Consider the following 16,042-nt stretch of genomic DNA (forward strand, 5'->3'; position numbering starts at 1 on the left):
CATGGACATGACGGGGTTGTGCATCATGCACTGGCTTTTAACACACTGTTGAGTTCTCAAGAAACGGACGCGTACTCCCCAACCTGCGAGAGGCGCACATTTCGTTTTCTGTTTTCGTTGTGTCTTTATCTTTTCAGCCGCCCGGCCCGGTGTCAAATTGACCCGACCCGCTCCGACCTGCTGGAATAAAGACCGCCCCGTTTCCGGGACAACCCCTCTAACTTACCAGACCATCCGGACAGATGCGAATCAACCGGACGAACCAGGAAGAAGTGGGATGTGCCGGGCACTGCCTTGGTTCCATGAACCCTTGGCCGCCCTGCCTGAGCAACTCTAGCAGCCGTCCACGCCTGCTTCGTGCCGTACAGGTAATCATGAGGTCCTTCCCTGCCCTCAGGATGCTCAAACCCGTCGAGTCGCCGACCGGATCCGCGGCGGGAGGGTGACATGGCCGAGACAAGCCGACAGCAAGTCATCCGCAATCGGGGGTGTGTACGAAGTATGTACGAGCAATCTGCGCCCTCGGAGGTGTCCGCAATGACCCGCTCGGAGTTCGATGACATCCGTGCCTTCCTTGCCGACGATGCGACTCATGCTGGAGACCTCCTCCGAGTCGCCCGGACGCTGATCGATGACCTCGAGCACGCGCGCATGCGCGAAGCTGTCCTGCGGACGTACTACTTGCGCCTGCTCACCGCCGCTCGGGCCACGGTGGCCGCGGAGACGGTGGGCGCGCCCGATCCGCTGGCCTTCATCAAGCACGAGCTCGCCGAACGCGGTCAGCTTCCCGAGGACGGGGAGGCCGTGCAGCGCATCCTGTCCGACGCGCAGGCGGCGGCCGCCTTGCTGGCCTGTCTGGAGCAGCAGCAGCCGACTCAGGTCCGGCCGAGGGGCATGCGACTGCGCCGCTGTGTCGGCACCGCTCGCACGCTCCCCCGGTAGGCCAGCCGGATCGCGAAGCCCCACGAACCTGACGGACCAGACAGACCTGGCGAAGCTCGAACGGCTCTTGGAACCCAGACGAAGAGGCCGCTCGCGTGCCGAACAGGGCGTCAGGTAATGTTGCCGTCCCCAGCGATGGACCCGATCGAGGAGGTGAGACCCATTAACGCTGCAGCAGGCTGGGTGCTCCCGCCTCATGATCGTGCGGTCCACCTGACATAGGTGACCGAGGGAGCGCTCATTGGCTTTCCGAAAGGCGCTCATGTCGGTTTTTCCGTCACCTGTCCCCTCAACCGCCATCATCACCAGGCTCCGGGCCGCCGGCTGTGTCTTCGCCGAGGACGAGGCGGAGTTGCTCATCTCGACGGCGAGGACGCCGGACGAGCTCGCCACCATGGTCGATCAGCGGGTCGCCGGGCTGCCTCTTGAGCATGTTCTCGGGTGGGCGGAGTTCTGCGGGCTGCGGATCGCGGTGGATCCCGAGGTGTTCGTGCCGCGCCGTCGTACCGAGTTCCTCATCGACCAGGCCGAGGCCGCCGCGCTGAGCGATCCTTCCCCCACCGTCATCCTCGATCTGTGCTGTGGCACGGGCGCGATGGGCGCCGCGCTCGCCGCGGCCCTCAGCAGAGAAGGGGTCGAGTTGCACGCCGCGGACCTGCACCCAGCCGCCGTACGGTGCGCGCGCCGCAACCTGGCCCCCATCGGCGGTCACGTGTACGAGGGGGACCTCTACAAGCCCTTGCCCGCCACGCTGCGCGGCCGCGTCGACATCCTGATCGCCAGCCCTCCCTACGTGCCCACCGAGGCGATCCGGCTGCTGCCCTCGGAGGCCCGCGTCCACGAGCCGCTGGTGGCGCTCGACGGGGGCGCCGACGGGCTCGACGTCGTGCGGCGGGTGATCGCGGAGGCGCCGGCGTGGCTGGCGCCGGGTGGTCATCTGCTGGTCGAGACGAGCGAGCGCCAGGCGTCGCGGACGGCCGAAGACATGGCCGCCGCCGGGCTGACCCCGCGCGTGGCCGGCTCTGAGGACAGGTACGCCACCGTCGTCATCGGCACCAAAACCGCCGAGTAGCCCGCTGCCCAGGTGACCAGAAGACGACCGCTCACTTACCCAGCCTTGGCCGATCGGCTGCAAGACTGCGCATATGTGGCAGCGATGGTTCAACTGGGCAGCAATCGCCCTAGTCGGCGGTTTCAGCCTCATATGGATGGGTGTCGTCATTTACGTTGAAGACACCCCAGCCCTCTGGGTGCGCGTCGGCCAACTGGTCTTCGGTGCCGCGCTGGCCGCTTGGGCCGTACGCAAGACAACCCTGATGATCACCAAGGCGTGAGTCTCATGAGCGATCAACTCTACGAAATCAGTCATGACATGGGGGATGACGTACAGCTCTCCGCCACCGCCATGTACCTGGACAGACTCCCGCAACGGCACAGGATCCTCGAGATCGATGACGAGGCCGCGCGCAGCATCTCCAGATGGGTGAACGAGGAGGACGATCGTGAGTCCGACGCCTTCGCCGATCCGCTGGAGGACTCCTTCTTCTTCGAGCAGGAGTAGGGACTATGGCTGGAAGCGATAGCCCATTCCGGGCTCTGTCAGCAGGTGCACGGGATGTCCCGGGTCGCGTTCCAGCTTGCGGCGCAGTTGCGCCATGTACTGCCGCAGATAGTGGGTCTCCTTCACGTACGAACTCCCCCACACCTCGTTGAGCAACTGCCGCTGGCTGATCAACTTGCCGGGGTTCCGGGCCAGCAGCTCCAGGAAGTGCCATTCCGTGGGCGTGAGCCGTACCCCGCCCGAGACCGTCTTCGTGGCGAAATCGATCACGTGCTCCCCCACCCGCACCGTCGCGGGCTCGTCGGCGGCCGTTGCGGTGCGGCGCGTCACCGCGCGGATCCGCGCGAGCAGCTCGTCGATCCCGAACGGCTTGGTCACGTAGTCGTCGGCCCCCGCGTCGAGGGCGTCCACCTTGTCGGGGCTGCCCGCCCGGCCCGAGAGCACGATGATCGGCACACTCGTCCAGCCACGCAGCCCCTGGATCACGTCCACCCCGTCGAGGTCCGGCAGTCCTAGGTCCAGAATGACCAGGTCAGGATGCCAGTCGGCGGCCTGGCGCAGGGCGGCGGTGCCGTCCGGCGCGACGGCCACCTCGTAGTGTCTGGCGACCAGGTTGACGCGCAACGCCCGCAGGATCTGCGGTTCGTCGTCCACCACGAGCACACGGGTCAAGGAGTCCTCCCCAAGAAGACGGTCGTGGTCAAGGAGCCCTCCACAGCGAGACGGTCACACTCAAGAAGCCCTCCGCAGCGAGACGGTCATGGTCAAGCCCCCTCCGGGCGTCTCCTCCGGGGTGAGCGTGCCGCCCATGGCCTCCGTCAGTCCCCGGGACAGCGCCAACCCGAGCCCCAGCCCCACGCCCTGCCGATCGCCCAACCGCTGGAACGGCAGGAACACCCGCTCCTGCGCCTCCGGCGGAATCCCGGGCCCCCGGTCGATGACGCGGATCTCGACGTGCTCGCCGTACGCACTCGCGGAGATCACCACCTGGCCGCCGGGCGGGCTGAAGCGGACGGCGTTGGACATCAGGTTGACCAGCACCCGCTCCAGCAGCGCCGCGTCGGCCATGAACTCCGGCACCTCGCCGGTGAACCCGTCATGGACGCGCGAGCGCAGCGGTCCGAGCTCGGCGATGGCCTGGGGGACGACGTCCTCGACGGCCAGCGGTTCCAGCGTGACGCCGAGCACGCCCGCCTGCAGGCGGCTCATGTCGAGGAGGTTCGACACCAGCCGGTCGAGCTTGATGAGCGACTCACCGGCCGTGGCCAGCAGTTCTTCGCGGTCCTCGGGGGTCCAGTCGACCTCTGTGCCGCGCAGGCCGTCGACCGCGGCCCTGGCCGCCGCGAGCGGGTTGCGCAGGTCGTGGCTGACGGCCGCGAGCAGGGCGGTGCGCATCTTGTCGGCCTCGGCCAGCGGCCTGGCCCGGTCGGCCTCCGCACGCAGGCGTTCCTGCCGCAGGGCCACCGCCGACTCCGCCGCGAACGCCTCGAGCACCTGCCGGTCGGCCGCGTCGAGCAGCCTTCCCCGTACGGCGAGCACCAGGTCGTCGTCGATGGGCACGTCGGTGTCGGCATGGCCCGGCGAGGTGGACGGCGGTCCCCCGGCCGTGGCCACGACATGCCACGAGTCGCCGTCGCGCTCCAGCAGCGTGACGGACTCCAGGCCGTACACCTCCTTGAGCCTGGCCAGCAGGGACGGCAGCGCCGCGTCGCCGCGCAGGACGTGGCCGGCCAGCGTGGACAGCACCTCGGCGTCGGCGCGTGAGCGGGCGGCCTCCCTGCTGCGGCGGGCCGCCTGGTCGACGACCGTGCTGACCATCGCGGCGACCAGCACGAAGGTGGACAGCGCGAACAGGTTTTCCGGCGCGGAGATCGTCAGCGTGTGGAGCGGCGGCGTGAAGAACCAGTTCAGCAATGCGAAGCCGAGCACCGCCGCCGTCAGCGCCGGCCACCTGCCGCCCACCAGCGCGACGGCGACCACCAGCAGCAGGAAGAAGAGGATCTCGCTCGGCAGTGTGAGCCGCTCGGCGAGCATCAGCATGACGGCTGTGAGCAGCGGCACCGCGAGCAGCGCCAGCGCCCAGCCGGCGATCCGCCGGTCCCGGTTCAGCGCGGCCGGCGAGCGGGCGGGACCGCGTACGCTCCGAACCGCCTCATGGGGCACCAGATGGACGTCGATCGAGCCGGACAAGGCGGTCGCCGTGACGCCCACGCCGCGGGACAGGATCTGCGCGAACCGGCCCCGCCTGGACGCGCCGAGCACGAGCTGCGTCGCGTTCGCGCCGCGGGCGAACTCCAGCAGCGCGCGCGGGATGTCGTCGCCCACGACCTGGTGATAGGTGCCGCCCAGGCTCTCGACGAGCGCGCGACGGCGTACGAGCGTCGCCGGCTCGCCATCGGACGCCGGACCGTCGGGTCTGGTCACGTGTACGGCCAGCAGGTCCACGCTCTTGGACCTGGCGGCGATCCTGGCGGCCCGCCTGATCAGCGTGTCGCCCTCGGGGCCCCCGGTGAGCGCGACGACGACTCGTTCGCGGGCTTCCCAGGTGCCCGCTATGCCATGGTCCGCCCGGTAGCGGATGAGCTGGTCGTCCACCTTGCCGGCGACCCAGAGCAGGGCCAGCTCGCGCAGCGCGGTGAGGTTGCCGACGCGGAAGTAGTTGGACAGGGCCGCGTCGACCTTGTCCGGGGCGTAGACGTTGCCGTGCGCCATCCGGCGGCGCAGCGCCTCGGGGGACATGTCGACGAGCTCGATGCGTTCGGCCCGGCGTACCACCTCGTCGGGGACGGTCTCGCGCTGCGGGACGCCGGTGATCTGGCGTACCACGTCGCTGAGCGTTTCGAGGTGCTGGATGTTGACGGTGGAGACGACGTCGATGCCCGCGTCGAGGATCTCGTCGACGTCCTGCCAGCGTTTGGGGTTCTTCGATCCCGGGACGTTGGTGTGGGCCAGCTCGTCGATCAGCGCGGCCTTCGGCGCGCGTTCGATGACGGCGGCCACGTCGAGTTCGGTGAAGGTGGCGCCTCGGTGGACGAGCGTTTTGCGGGGGATCGTCTCCAGCCCGTCGAGCAGGGCGGCCGTACGGGCGCGGTCGTGGGTCTCGACGAAGCCGACGACCACGTCGCGGCCGCGTTCCCTGGCGCGGGCCGCCTCGGCGAGCATCGCGAACGTCTTGCCCACGCCGGGGGCCGCGCCGAGGTAGATGCGCAGCCGCCCGCGTGTCATGCCTCGCTCCCCGGTGGTAAGTCTGTGACCTCCAGGCTACGACCAGGGACGCGACGGCCTGTCTACGGCTGGTACGGCGGCGCGACGCCCCAGCCCCAGTGGGGCACCGGAGCCTTGGTCGGAGGCTTCGCGCCGGGCTGGGAGTTGTGCACCGCCAGCCGGGTGCCCCACTCGATGTAGCCGGCGAAGGCGGCCCTGAACTCAGGGTCGTCAGGCAGCCCGACCTCGTCGGCGGCGTCCATGAGCAGGTTGACCCACCTGCGTCGCTGCGGCTCGGTGATGGCCTTGCCGAGGTGCTGGGAGAGCATGTGGGGGTAGCCGCCGCGCTCCTCGGTGTAGCGGTCGGGGCCGCCGAACACCTCACCGAGCCACATCGCCACGTATCGGGGATGGCCGGGGTCCATGTGCGCGAACAGCGGCCCGATCAGCTCGTCCTTCTTGACGTGCTGGTAGAAGACCTCGGTGAGCCGCTCCAGCGCCTCCACCCCGCCCGCCCACTCGTAGAGGCTCGGCACTGCTTCATTGTCCATGTAATCATGTAATCATCAAGGGGATCAGGTGGTCAATCCACGGCGATGGCCCTGAAAGTTACCCGCCGTTCCGGGCAGACGCCGCAGGTCGCGAGCCCCTCCAGAGCCGGTCGCCTTCCCGCCACCGCTCCGCGCTCCTACGCTCTCGGCAGACCCACGATCTTCGGGAGCCGACGATGTCGAGGACGAGCGCCTTGCTGGTGGCGATGCTGACCCTGATCGGAACGGTACTCTTCCTGACCACCACGCCGGCCGGCGCCGCCGCCATCAGGATCATGCCCCTCGGCGACTCGATCACCGGCTCACCCGGCTGCTGGCGGGTCCTGCTGTGGAACAGGCTGCAGAGCACCGGCTACACCGACATCGACTTCGTCGGCACCCTGCCGCCGCAGGGCTGCTCGGTGGCGCACGACGGCGACAACGAGGGCCATGGGGGCTTCCTGGCGACCAACGTGGCCAACCAGAACCAGCTCCCCGGCTGGCTGGCGGCCACCAGGCCCGACATCGTGGTCATGCACTTCGGGACCAACGACGTGTGGAGCAACATCGCGCCGGCGACGATCCTCAGCGCGTTCACCACGCTGGTCAGCCAGATGCGGGCGAGCAATCCCGCGATGAAGATCCTGGTCGCGAAGATCATCCCCATGAACCCGGCCAACTGCGCCGACTGCGGGCAGCGTGTCGTCGCCTTCAACAACGCGATCCCCGCCTGGGCCGCCACCACCTCCACCCAGCAGTCGCCGATCGTCGTCGTGGACCAGTGGACGGGGTTCAGCACGAGCGCGGACACCTACGACGGAGTGCACCCGAACGCCTCGGGCGACCAGAAGATGTCCGACCGCTGGTACCCCGCGCTGGCGGACTTCCTGACCCCAGGGGGAAGCACCCCACCCCCACCCCGACCCCGGTAGGTGGCTGCATGGCGACGTTCAAGAACGTCGGGCAATGGACGGGCGGCTTCCAGGGTGAGGTCACGGTCAAGAACACCGGGGCCGCGACGACGAACGCCTGGACGGTCCGCTGGACGTTCGCCAACGGTCAGCAGATCACCCAGATCTGGGGCGGCACTCTCAGCGCGAGCGGGGCCGCCGTGAGCGTGCGGAACGTCGCCTGGAACGGCACCCTGGCCGCCGGAGCCTCGGCCACCTTCGGTTTCCTGGCCTCCTGGAACGGCACCAACACCGCGCCCGCCCCCACGTGCTCCCCCACCTGAGCGCGCCGGGTTCCCGCGCGGAACGAGCCTGACCGCCTTCAGCGGGCGGACGCCCTGATGGCCAGGATGCTAGGAATGGGCTGCTCGCCCGGTTCGTACACCCGCTCGATGGCGAGCCCCGCGTCGATGAAGGCGTTGATCAGGTCCGCCAGCGGCACCTGGCTCATCCCGACCCGGTCCCTGATCCCGCCCTGGCGCCACCAGGACCCGCGCTGATGCCAGCCCTTGAGGTGGTACGTGGGATGGATGATCAGCGCGCCGTCCTCGCGGTTCTCGATGTGCGGGCCGTTGAAGCACGGGTGGACCCCGTAGAACAGCAGCAGCCCGCCCGTGCGGAGCACCCGGGCGGCCTCCCCGAGCAGTCCGGGGAAGTCGCCGATGTCCGTGGACACCCAGAGCATGGTGACGGTGCCGAACACCCCTGAGGCGAACGGCAGCGTCGTCCCGTCACCCTGGAGCAGCGGCGCGAGATCCCGGCGGCGGGCAAGGCGCAACTGGTCGCCGGACCGGTCGAGCCCCACGACGGTCCTGCCGGTGGATCGGATCGCTGCCTGAACGGCGGGTTATTAGCCGCGCGGCTGCCGTAGCTGGCGTATTCCGAGGATGGCGACAACAGCGCCGACGATGAGGACGATGGGGCCGATGATGGCCCAGAGAGTAACGCCGCTCATCACGCTGCCGCCGACGATGCCCAGCCCTTGAAGCGTCCACAGGGCGCCCATCAGGACCAGGAGAACGCCGAGGACTAGGAAGATCCAGGCTTTCACGGCATTTCTCGTTTCTGTCGTGGAGGGGAAGACGGCGAAACTATCGGGTTTGTACCGGTCATTATGCTGCGCGAAGATCCTCGCCGCGAGCGGCCTCGACAAGGTCGTACAGACCGCCATGTTGATCTCACGTCGCCCGAGCCAGTGACCGATTCGTGATCCGACGCCCCCTTGTTGGGTCTTCGCATGCTATGTACGGTCCTTTCATTGCCACTTAACAACTTGTTCAGTCAGGTCGATCAAGAGGTTCGATGACGGAGTCGGAGACCGAATACTTAGGTGTACGCATCCGGGCCTACCGGAACATGCGCCAGATGACCGTCCGTGGACTCGCCGCCGAGGCCAAGGCGAGCGCCAGCTTCATCAGCCAGTTGGAGCGGGGGCGGACCAGCGCGAGCATCGGGATGCTGCGGCGGATCGCCGGGGCTCTCGGGATCACGGTCGCAGACCTGTTCAACGAGCAGGACGGAGTCGGACACCGGGTGCTACGCCGCGCCGGACGCCCGGAGCTCCCCACCCAACCCGGCACCCGCAAGTACCTGATCTCCCAGCGCCCCCTGCAGAACCTGGAGGTGTACGCCGGGGAGCTCGACCCGGGCGCCTCCACCGGGGACGAGCCGTACACCCACGGCGACTCCCAGGAGATCTTCCTCATCGTGCGCGGCCAGGTGACCCTCTGGCTCGGCCCCGCCGACTCGGCCGCCCCGCACGTCCTGGCGGCCGGCGACAGCGTGGAGTACCGCACGTCAGTGCCTCACCGCGTGGTCAATGACGGCGACGAGACAGCCGAGGTCCTCTGGACGATCAGTCCGCCCACACCCGCTTGACCAACCCCGTCGCGGTGACGAGGTCACGCTCACCTGGCGCGGGTCCGACTCCGTACTCCTGGCCGACGAAAGTGATGTGGAGGCAGTGCTCACGTGAAAGGCATCCCGCTGACCGAGGACTTCGCCAACGGCGGCGTCTCCTTCTGGTATCGGCAGATCGGCGTGCCGGACCGCCGGGCGGCGCTGCCCGGGTCCCGCTCGTACGACGTGGTGATCGTGGGTGGTGGCTACACCGGCCTGTGGACCGCGTACTACCTCAAGAAGGCCCAACCCGACCTGCGGATCGCGATCCTGGAACGGGAGTTCGCCGGGTTCGGCGCGTCCGGGCGCAACGGCGGCTGGCTGTCGGCGGAGTTCGCCGGCTCGCGCAAGCGGTACGCCAAGGCCCGGGGCCGCCAGGCGATGATCGACCTGCAGCACGCCATGTTCCGGTCGGTCGACGAGGTCATCGAGGTGACCCGCCAGGAGGGCATCGAGGCCGACATCCACAAGGGCGGCCTGGTGCACGTCGCGACCAACCCCGCCCAGCGCCGCCGCCTGCGCGAGGAGCTGTCCTCGTTGCGTACCTGGGGGTACGGGGAGGACGACCTCAGGGTGATGTCCCGAGACGAGCAGCAGGAACGTCTGCGGGTGGCGGGGACCCTGGAGGCCACGTACTCGCCGCATTGCGCCCGTATCCAGCCCGCCAAGCTGGCCGTCGGACTCGCCTCGACGGTCGCCGCGCTGGGCGTGGACATCTTCGAGAACACCACGGTGACCGAGATCCGCCCTCGCCAGGACGGTATGGCCTCGGCCGTCACCTCGCGCGGCGTCGTCTCGGCCGAGTACGTCATCCGCGCCACCGAGGGCTTCACCGCCAGCCTCGCCGGGCAGCACCGGCAGTGGCTGCCGATGAACAGCTCCATGATCGTCACCGAGCCGCTGCCCGCCGAGGTGTGGAAGCACATCGGCTGGTCGGGCAACGAGCTGCTCGGCGACGAGGCGCACGCCTACATCTACGCCCAGCGCACTGCGGACGACCGGATCGCGATCGGCGGGCGCGGCGTGCCGTACCGGTACGGATCGCGCACCGACTCCCGGGGCGCCACCCAGGCGCAGACGGTGGCGCTGCTCTGGCGGATGCTGGTCAAGCTGTTCCCCGCCGCGGCCGACGCCCGTGTCCAGCACTCGTGGTGCGGCGTGCTCGGCGTGCCGCGCGACTGGTGCTCCACGGTGCACCTGGACCACACGACCGGCCTCGGCTGGGCGGGCGGTTACGTGGGCAGCGGCGTCACCACCACGAACCTGGCCGGCCGTACGCTGCGCGACCTGGTGCTGCGCCGCGACACCGAGCTGACGGCACTGCCCTGGGTGGGCCGCCAGGTCAGGCAGTGGGAGCCGGAGCCGCTGCGGTGGACGGGGGTGCAGCTCATCTACGCGCTCTTCAGGGCGGCGGACCGGCACGAGAACGACCGCGGCACCACGACCTCGGCCTACGCCCGCCTCGCCAACCTCATCTCAGGCCGCTGACCCTCGTGAATCTCAGCCGCGTGGGCCGCCCGGTTTGCCTCGTCGCGTTCCGCGGGGCCACAGTGGCAGGCGAGACCCGCGCCGGCTACCTTCCCGAAGGGCGCACCATGAGCGACACGCCTTCCCCTGATGATCGCAAACGGAGCGATTCGTTCCCCGATTCCATCGGTGCGTTCCTCGCCCCTTTCGTGATTCTCACGCTGATGTTGGCGACCGGCTCATGGCTGACCAAGAAGTACGACTGGGCCGACCACGGCGGCTTCCAAGCACCACTCGGTCATCTCGTGGGCACCGTCGTGGGTGGCGTGATGCGCACTTTCGCGACGTTCTCCCTACCCATGCTCCTGTGGCGATTGGGGCGGTCGATCCTCCGTCGTGCGTACAGCCGCCTGAGCGCCGGGCTCCTACTCTGCGGACTCGCCACCTTTAGCTTCGTACTCTGGGTGCCCGACGGCGGCGGCCCCGTCCAGACCTGGCCTCAGTGGCTCTTGATCGAGGTTTCGGTCGGTTCGACGTTTTGCGGCCTGGTAGGTCTCGGGCACTGTGCATTCCTTGCCCGTAAGACGCGCGAGACAGGCGATTAACCCTCCACACGATGCTTCTCATCGCCTGGGCCGGCCGCACGCTAGCGGCCATGCACAGGCGCGACAGCAATACCGCCGAAAGGCCGATCACCAACATCGCCCCCTCTGGATCAGCGCCAAAAGGGCCTTTACCTGGTAGTGGGGGCAGGAATTGAACGGGCGGCCTGACGTGATCAGAGTCGCTCACGCAGCCGCACGTACTCACGGCCGGCCTCGGTGATCGCGACGTACCGCTTGAGGTCGAACTCCTCGTAGGTGTGCCCGTAGTCCTGCGGAATCGCGTTCAGCCCTCGCGGGTCGACCGGCTCGACGAACCCCATGGCGTCGAGCCGGTCGAGCTCCATCTGCAGCTTCCTGTCCTGCCGGAATTGCGCGGGCACGGGCCCCTCCGCCGCGAGCCGCCGCAGATGGCCCCACTCGTACTTGGTCACCAACCCGCTCAACGCCACCTGCAGCGCCCGCAGCTCGGACTCCAACACGCGCTGCTTGGCCTCGGCCCTGTCCAGCCTGGCGCTGACGCCGCCGGCTCCGATCGAGAGATCGGTGATGGAGTACGACGAGGCCGTGAAGCAGACCCCGACCAGCAGCCCGGCCGCCAGCACCAGCTCGTGCGCTTCGAGCCGGTGAGACCTTCTTGGAATTCGCCTGCCTAGCGATGGACGTTGGGAGTACTGATCACTCAGGACGCTGCCCAGAAGTACCAGCCCTGGTCATCGAAGCAGGGATGGGTCTGTGTCCCACCTGCCTGCACACCGTTCCTCCAGTATTCGCAAATTCCCTGAGTGGAATAGGGGCCGTACCAGTGACCCGCCGTTTCCTTGGCCTGTGCGGGACTGACGGAGAGCAGTAGGGCCGAGAGGCCGCCGATCGCGGCAATGGCAATTCTCCCGGTCACGTTTCGCTTCATTTCTCCGCTTCCTTCCAGTCGTTTCATCGTCATACGGCCGGCTACGTCAAGCGCGGAACCGGTATAGGCGACCACTACTTGCCCGGCAGAGAAGCGACCGGCCATTCGGTTCCACGTGATTGAAGACGGACGCATTTCTGGAGGTGCCGACAATTTTCGCCACCCGTGTGTCATTAACGCTAATGTCCAAGAAGGGCTTGACGCCAGGTAACCAGCAGGACATTCATAGGGCGTTTCGCTGCCAATGGAGCAGCTCGTGAGAGCTCGTGTCGGCGTGCGGGGTTCAAGTGCAGAGCCATGGACAACAAGCACCGCTCTATCGCTGATCTTGGGACGTGGCACGATCCGGTAGTTGATCGTGTGCGGAATGCGTTGAGGAGCTGCTCCCGCATTGGGCGGGGATTGTGGTCGAGGTCGCGGGGTTGGTGAGCGTGATGCCCGATACCGAGCCGATGTGGGAGTGTGCCCGCAGTGCGGTGTGGCGTCGGGCCGGGCGCATGACCGGTACGTTCGGTGGCCGGCCGACGCCGCGCCGAGCGGGATCAAGACCGCGCCCTGTACCTACGCCGAGGCCGCCCGCATCGGAGCACCCCAAGCTCGGCAGGTCGTTGCGCGCGCTGCGGGCGCGCTTGGGGACGGCGGCCGGAGCGAAGCGGAGGCACTTCAGGGGTCGGGGCTCCGGCGCGACCGGAAGCAGCGTCTGAGCTCCGAGAGCGCGAAGCGCACCAGACGAAGCCCTTCGTGCGCCGCCCCAAGTAACACAGCCCTCGCGAAGTGAGGCCCATCGTGGCCAGACGCGAAAAGGCCCTCCGGGATAATCCCGGAGGGCCTTTTCGACTTGGTAGCGGGGGCAGGATTTGAACCTGCGACCTCTGGGTTATGAGCCCAGCGAGCTACCGAACTGCTCCACCCCGCGTCGGTGTGTGTCTAAAGACTATAGGCGGCACGGGGTGGACGCAAATCGAAGAGGCTACGTACCGCCTGTCGGCGTGGGGGTTGCGGTGGGCGTCGGGGTGGCGGAGGTCGACGGTGACACCGTGGGTGACGCCGACGGGGAAGCCGTAGGTGACGGCGTCGGGGTGGTGGCGGTGGACGGCAGAGCGCCCAGCCCCTCCAACGCCTTCAGCGCGTCTTGCAGCCGCTTCTGGGCCTTGCCGTACTCGTCCCAGTTGGGCGGGCTTGACTGCAGGGCCTTCTGGGCATCGTTGTAGGCGCTCTGCGCGCTGTCGATCGCCGACTTCAGAGCAGTGGTGTTCTGGTTGGGTTTGGCCTGCTCGTTGTTGGGCGTAGTCTGCTGCTGCTCTCCGCCGAAGACCTGTTTCAGCGCGTCCTCGAGGGTGCGGGCGACACCGATCTTGCTGCCGAACGACACCAGTACGCGCTGCAGGATCGGATACGGCTCCTGCCCCCCACCGGCGGCGACCTGGATGTACACCGGCTCGATGTACACCAATCCCCCGGCATAGGGCAGAGTCAGCAGATTTCCGTATCTGACCGACGAGGCACCCACGCCCAACAGGTTGAGTTCGCCGGCGAATCGGCTCTGGAAGGCGTTCTGTGCCTGTCCGGGGCCCGGAATGGGGGTATTGGATGGCATTCGCAGGATGCGCAACTTGCCGTAGTCAGGGCCGGCCACCGAGTCGACCGCCATGAAGGCCGCCAGGTTGGGCCCCGATTTCGGGACGAACGTCGTCGTCAGCGAGAACGTCGGCGCCGGATTCTGGTCGGGCATCGTGGTCGTCACGTAGTAGGGCGGCTGCTTGGTGTTCGTGTCGCCCTGTGACGGGTCACTCGGGATGTTCCAGAAGTCCTGGCCGCTGTAGAAGGCGGCGGGGTTGGTGATGTGGTAGCGCGACAGGGTGTAGCGCTGCACCTTGAAGAGGTCTTCCGGGTAGCGGACGTGGGCCTTGAGGTCGGCGCTCATCTTCGATTCCGGCTGGATGATGCCGGGGAAGGCCTTGCTCCAGGTCTTGAGCACCGGGTCCTTGTCGTCCCAGGCGTACAGCGTGACCGTGCCGTCGTAGGCGTCGACGGTGGCCTTGACCGAGTTGCGGATGTAGTTGACCTTGTCCTGCGGCTGCTGGGCGACCACGCGGCGGTCGGTGTTGCGGTCGCGGGTCATGTCGCCCAGGCTCTCGCTCTGCGCGTAGGGGTATTCGTTGGAGGTCGTGTAACCGTCGATGATCCAGGTGATCCGACCGTCGACGATCGACGGGTAGGGGTTGCCGTCGAGGGTCAGGAATGGCGCGACCTTCTGGACCCGTTCGCGCGGGTTGCGCACGTAAAGGATCTTGGAGTTGTCGTTAACGTCACCCGAGAGCAGGATGTTCTTCTCGCCGTACTTGGCCGCGTAGACCAGCCGGTTGAGGAACGAGCCGACCGGGACACCGCTCTTGCCGGTGTAGGTGGTGTTCTTCTGCTCGGTGCCGCCCGTTTCCGGGTAGTCGAGCTCCTGCGGGTTGTTCGGGTTACCGCCGGCGATGACGTATTCGTTGGACGCCGGGCTCTCACCGAAGTAGACCCTCGGCTCCTTCAGCTTGGTCGTGTTGACCAGCGGGCCGACGACCGGCATGTCCTTGGCGTCGTAGTCGGGCAGGCCGCCGGAGTCGACCTCGTTGCCGGGCGCCGCCACGATGCCGTAGCCGTGGGTGTAGACGAGGGCGTTGTTGATCCAGTTGTTCTGGCCCTCGGGTGCCCCGAGCAGCTCGCGTACGCCGACGACGTGGTCGACCTGCTTGCCGCTGGCATCGGGATAGCGGTCGACGTCGAGCTGGGCGGAGAAGCCGTAGAAACCGCGGATGCGCTGGGTCTGCTCATACGTCGCCGAGACCAGCGCGGGGTCGAGCAGCCGGACGCCGGACACAGAGGCGTCGCCGCCGGTCTGGACCTTGGTCGGGTCGGCCTCCGCCGTGTAGGGCAGGATCTCCGTCTTGTCGACGTTGTACGACGCCCGCGTGGCGTCGATGTTGCGCTGGATGAAAGCCGACTCCTTGAGCTGCTGGTTGGGCTTGACCTGGAACTGCTCGACCAGCGCCGGGTAGACGCCGCCGATCAGGATGGCCGAGAGCACGAGCAGGCCGAAGGAGACGCCGGGCAGCATGCCACCGGGGCGTATGACTCCAGCGAAGAACAGAGCGGCGCAGATCAGCGCGATGATGGCCAGGATGGTCTTGGCCGGGAGCACCGCGTTGACGTCGGTGTAGGAGGCGCCGTGGACGAAGCCGCGGTCGGAGAAGACGAGCCCGAAGCGGTCGATCCAGTAGGCGACGGCCTTGAGCAGCACGAACACACCGAGCAGCACCGACAGGTGGGCACGCGCCGCGCGGGAGGCGTGCACGCCGGGTGACTGCAGCCGGAAGCCGCCGTAGAGGTAGTGCGTGATCCCCGCCAGGATGATCGAGATGATCACGGCGGTGAACAGGAAGTTGAGGATCATCCGGATGAACGGATAGTCGAACATGAAGAACGACACGTCCATCCCGAACAGGGGATCCTTCGTGCCGAAGGGCACCCCGTTGATGAACTGCAGCCAGGTCGTCCATTCCCCGGCGAACGACGAGCCCGCGAAGAGCGCGAGCAGGCCCATGCCGACGATGAAGATCAGCTTGCGGTGGGGGTCGAGCGCCATCCGATAGCGGTCGGCGCCACTGCCGCCACCGAACATGGCCGGGCCGAACATCGGCCGCATCCGGAAGGCCAGCAGCATGTTGCCGCCGGCGATGCCGACCATGAGCACCGCTCCGACCAGGAACAGCACGATCTCGGTCAGCAGCACACCGGAGAAGACCGAGGTGTAGTCGACTCCAGGGTCGACCGTGTCGAACCACAAATAATCGGTATAAATACCGGAAAATAGGAAAAATAGCGCCACAATCGCCACGAGCGCGATCGCAACTGGAAGAAGCAGTCGCGGTCGGCGGGGCAAACGCATTGCCCTGCCGCCGGCTCCTGGGGTCCGGAAGCTCAAGGCCAACCCC

The 16,042-nt window shown here is 67.6% G+C and carries 17 protein-coding genes and 1 tRNA gene; 9 read left to right on the top strand and 9 right to left on the bottom strand.

What is annotated here, in order from left to right; translation table 11 throughout:
- The first annotated feature begins 537 nt into the window (after nt 1-537).
- The 4 genes from AB0J16_RS44460 (at nt 538) to AB0J16_RS44475 (ending at nt 2,503) form a co-directional block, all read left to right on the top strand.
- Nucleotides 538-942 (top strand): hypothetical protein, encoded by a 405-nt coding sequence (locus AB0J16_RS44460; protein ID WP_358551475.1) that lies wholly within the window; start codon nt 538-540, stop codon nt 940-942.
- Nucleotides 943-1,204: 262 nt separating this feature from the next.
- Nucleotides 1,205-2,014 carry a putative protein N(5)-glutamine methyltransferase gene (locus tag AB0J16_RS44465; protein ID WP_358551727.1) on the top strand — a complete coding sequence of 270 codons (810 nt, stop codon included), beginning with the start codon at nt 1,205-1,207 and terminating at the stop codon, nt 2,012-2,014.
- 136 nt (nt 2,015-2,150) lie between these two features.
- Nucleotides 2,151-2,276, top strand: coding sequence for a hypothetical protein (locus tag AB0J16_RS44470; RefSeq protein ID WP_358551477.1), 126 nt, complete (start codon nt 2,151-2,153; stop codon nt 2,274-2,276).
- A gap of 5 nt (nt 2,277-2,281) precedes the next feature.
- Nucleotides 2,282-2,503: a hypothetical protein gene (locus tag AB0J16_RS44475; RefSeq protein ID WP_357944550.1), complete on the top strand. Its 222-nt coding sequence runs from the start codon at nt 2,282-2,284 to the stop codon at nt 2,501-2,503.
- A gap of 3 nt (nt 2,504-2,506) precedes the next feature.
- On the opposite strand, the gene AB0J16_RS44480 is transcribed toward AB0J16_RS44475, so the two are convergent.
- The 3 genes from AB0J16_RS44480 to AB0J16_RS44490 all read right to left on the bottom strand — a co-directional run bounded on the left by AB0J16_RS44480 (nt 2,507) and on the right by AB0J16_RS44490 (nt 6,258).
- Nucleotides 2,507-3,175, bottom strand: coding sequence for a response regulator (locus AB0J16_RS44480; protein WP_358551479.1), 669 nt, complete (start codon nt 3,173-3,175; stop codon nt 2,507-2,509).
- Between the two features lie 60 nt (nt 3,176-3,235).
- Nucleotides 3,236-5,728 (bottom strand): DUF4118 domain-containing protein, encoded by a 2,493-nt coding sequence (locus AB0J16_RS44485; RefSeq protein WP_358551481.1) that lies wholly within the window; start codon nt 5,726-5,728, stop codon nt 3,236-3,238.
- Between the two features lie 62 nt (nt 5,729-5,790).
- Nucleotides 5,791-6,258 (bottom strand): group II truncated hemoglobin, encoded by a 468-nt coding sequence (locus AB0J16_RS44490; protein WP_358551483.1) that lies wholly within the window; start codon nt 6,256-6,258, stop codon nt 5,791-5,793.
- A gap of 176 nt (nt 6,259-6,434) precedes the next feature.
- On the opposite strand from AB0J16_RS44490, the gene AB0J16_RS44495 reads away from it, so the two are divergent.
- Nucleotides 6,435-7,169, top strand: coding sequence for an SGNH/GDSL hydrolase family protein (locus AB0J16_RS44495; protein ID WP_358551485.1), 735 nt, complete (start codon nt 6,435-6,437; stop codon nt 7,167-7,169).
- A gap of 8 nt (nt 7,170-7,177) precedes the next feature.
- Nucleotides 7,178-7,471, top strand: a complete 294-nt coding sequence (locus AB0J16_RS44500) for a cellulose binding domain-containing protein (protein WP_358551487.1) — start codon at nt 7,178-7,180, stop codon at nt 7,469-7,471.
- A 38-nt stretch (nt 7,472-7,509) separates the two neighbouring features.
- Here the strand turns inward: AB0J16_RS44500 and AB0J16_RS44505 are convergent, their stop codons facing one another.
- Both AB0J16_RS44505 and AB0J16_RS44510 read right to left on the bottom strand, forming a co-directional pair.
- On the bottom strand, nt 7,510-8,016 hold the full coding sequence (locus AB0J16_RS44505; RefSeq protein ID WP_358551729.1) for a class I SAM-dependent methyltransferase: 507 nt from the start codon (nt 8,014-8,016) through the stop codon (nt 7,510-7,512).
- A gap of 21 nt (nt 8,017-8,037) precedes the next feature.
- Entirely contained in the window at nt 8,038-8,238 is a 201-nt protein-coding gene (locus AB0J16_RS44510; protein WP_358551489.1) for a hypothetical protein, read from the bottom strand.
- Nucleotides 8,239-8,489: 251 nt separating this feature from the next.
- Here AB0J16_RS44510 and AB0J16_RS44515 point away from each other — a divergent pair, with 251 nt between their 5' ends.
- From AB0J16_RS44515 to AB0J16_RS44525, 3 genes are all read left to right on the top strand, one after another.
- Entirely contained in the window at nt 8,490-9,065 is a 576-nt protein-coding gene (locus AB0J16_RS44515; RefSeq protein ID WP_358551491.1) for an XRE family transcriptional regulator, read from the top strand.
- A 93-nt stretch (nt 9,066-9,158) separates the two neighbouring features.
- On the top strand, nt 9,159-10,574 hold the full coding sequence (locus AB0J16_RS44520) for an FAD-binding oxidoreductase (protein ID WP_358551492.1): 1,416 nt from the start codon (nt 9,159-9,161) through the stop codon (nt 10,572-10,574).
- Between the two features lie 107 nt (nt 10,575-10,681).
- Nucleotides 10,682-11,158, top strand: coding sequence for a hypothetical protein (locus AB0J16_RS44525; RefSeq protein ID WP_358551494.1), 477 nt, complete (start codon nt 10,682-10,684; stop codon nt 11,156-11,158).
- Between the two features lie 173 nt (nt 11,159-11,331).
- On the opposite strand, the gene AB0J16_RS44530 is transcribed toward AB0J16_RS44525, so the two are convergent.
- The 4 genes from AB0J16_RS44530 to AB0J16_RS44545 form a co-directional block, all read right to left on the bottom strand.
- On the bottom strand, nt 11,332-11,760 hold the full coding sequence (locus tag AB0J16_RS44530; RefSeq protein WP_358551496.1) for a hypothetical protein: 429 nt from the start codon (nt 11,758-11,760) through the stop codon (nt 11,332-11,334).
- 77 nt (nt 11,761-11,837) lie between these two features.
- The gene (locus tag AB0J16_RS44535; RefSeq protein ID WP_358551498.1) at nt 11,838-12,170 is read right to left on the bottom strand and encodes a hypothetical protein; all 333 of its coding nucleotides are present in this window, start codon (nt 12,168-12,170) and stop codon (nt 11,838-11,840) included.
- A 734-nt stretch (nt 12,171-12,904) separates the two neighbouring features.
- A tRNA-Met gene (locus AB0J16_RS44540) sits at nt 12,905-12,981 on the bottom strand.
- Between the two features lie 54 nt (nt 12,982-13,035).
- On the bottom strand, nt 13,036-15,996 hold the full coding sequence (locus AB0J16_RS44545) for a UPF0182 family protein (RefSeq protein WP_358551500.1): 2,961 nt from the start codon (nt 15,994-15,996) through the stop codon (nt 13,036-13,038).
- Nucleotides 15,997-16,042 lie beyond the last annotated feature (46 nt).

Source organism: Nonomuraea sp. NPDC049750, from assembly GCF_040659625.1.
Taxonomy (GTDB): domain Bacteria; phylum Actinomycetota; class Actinomycetes; order Streptosporangiales; family Streptosporangiaceae; genus Nonomuraea.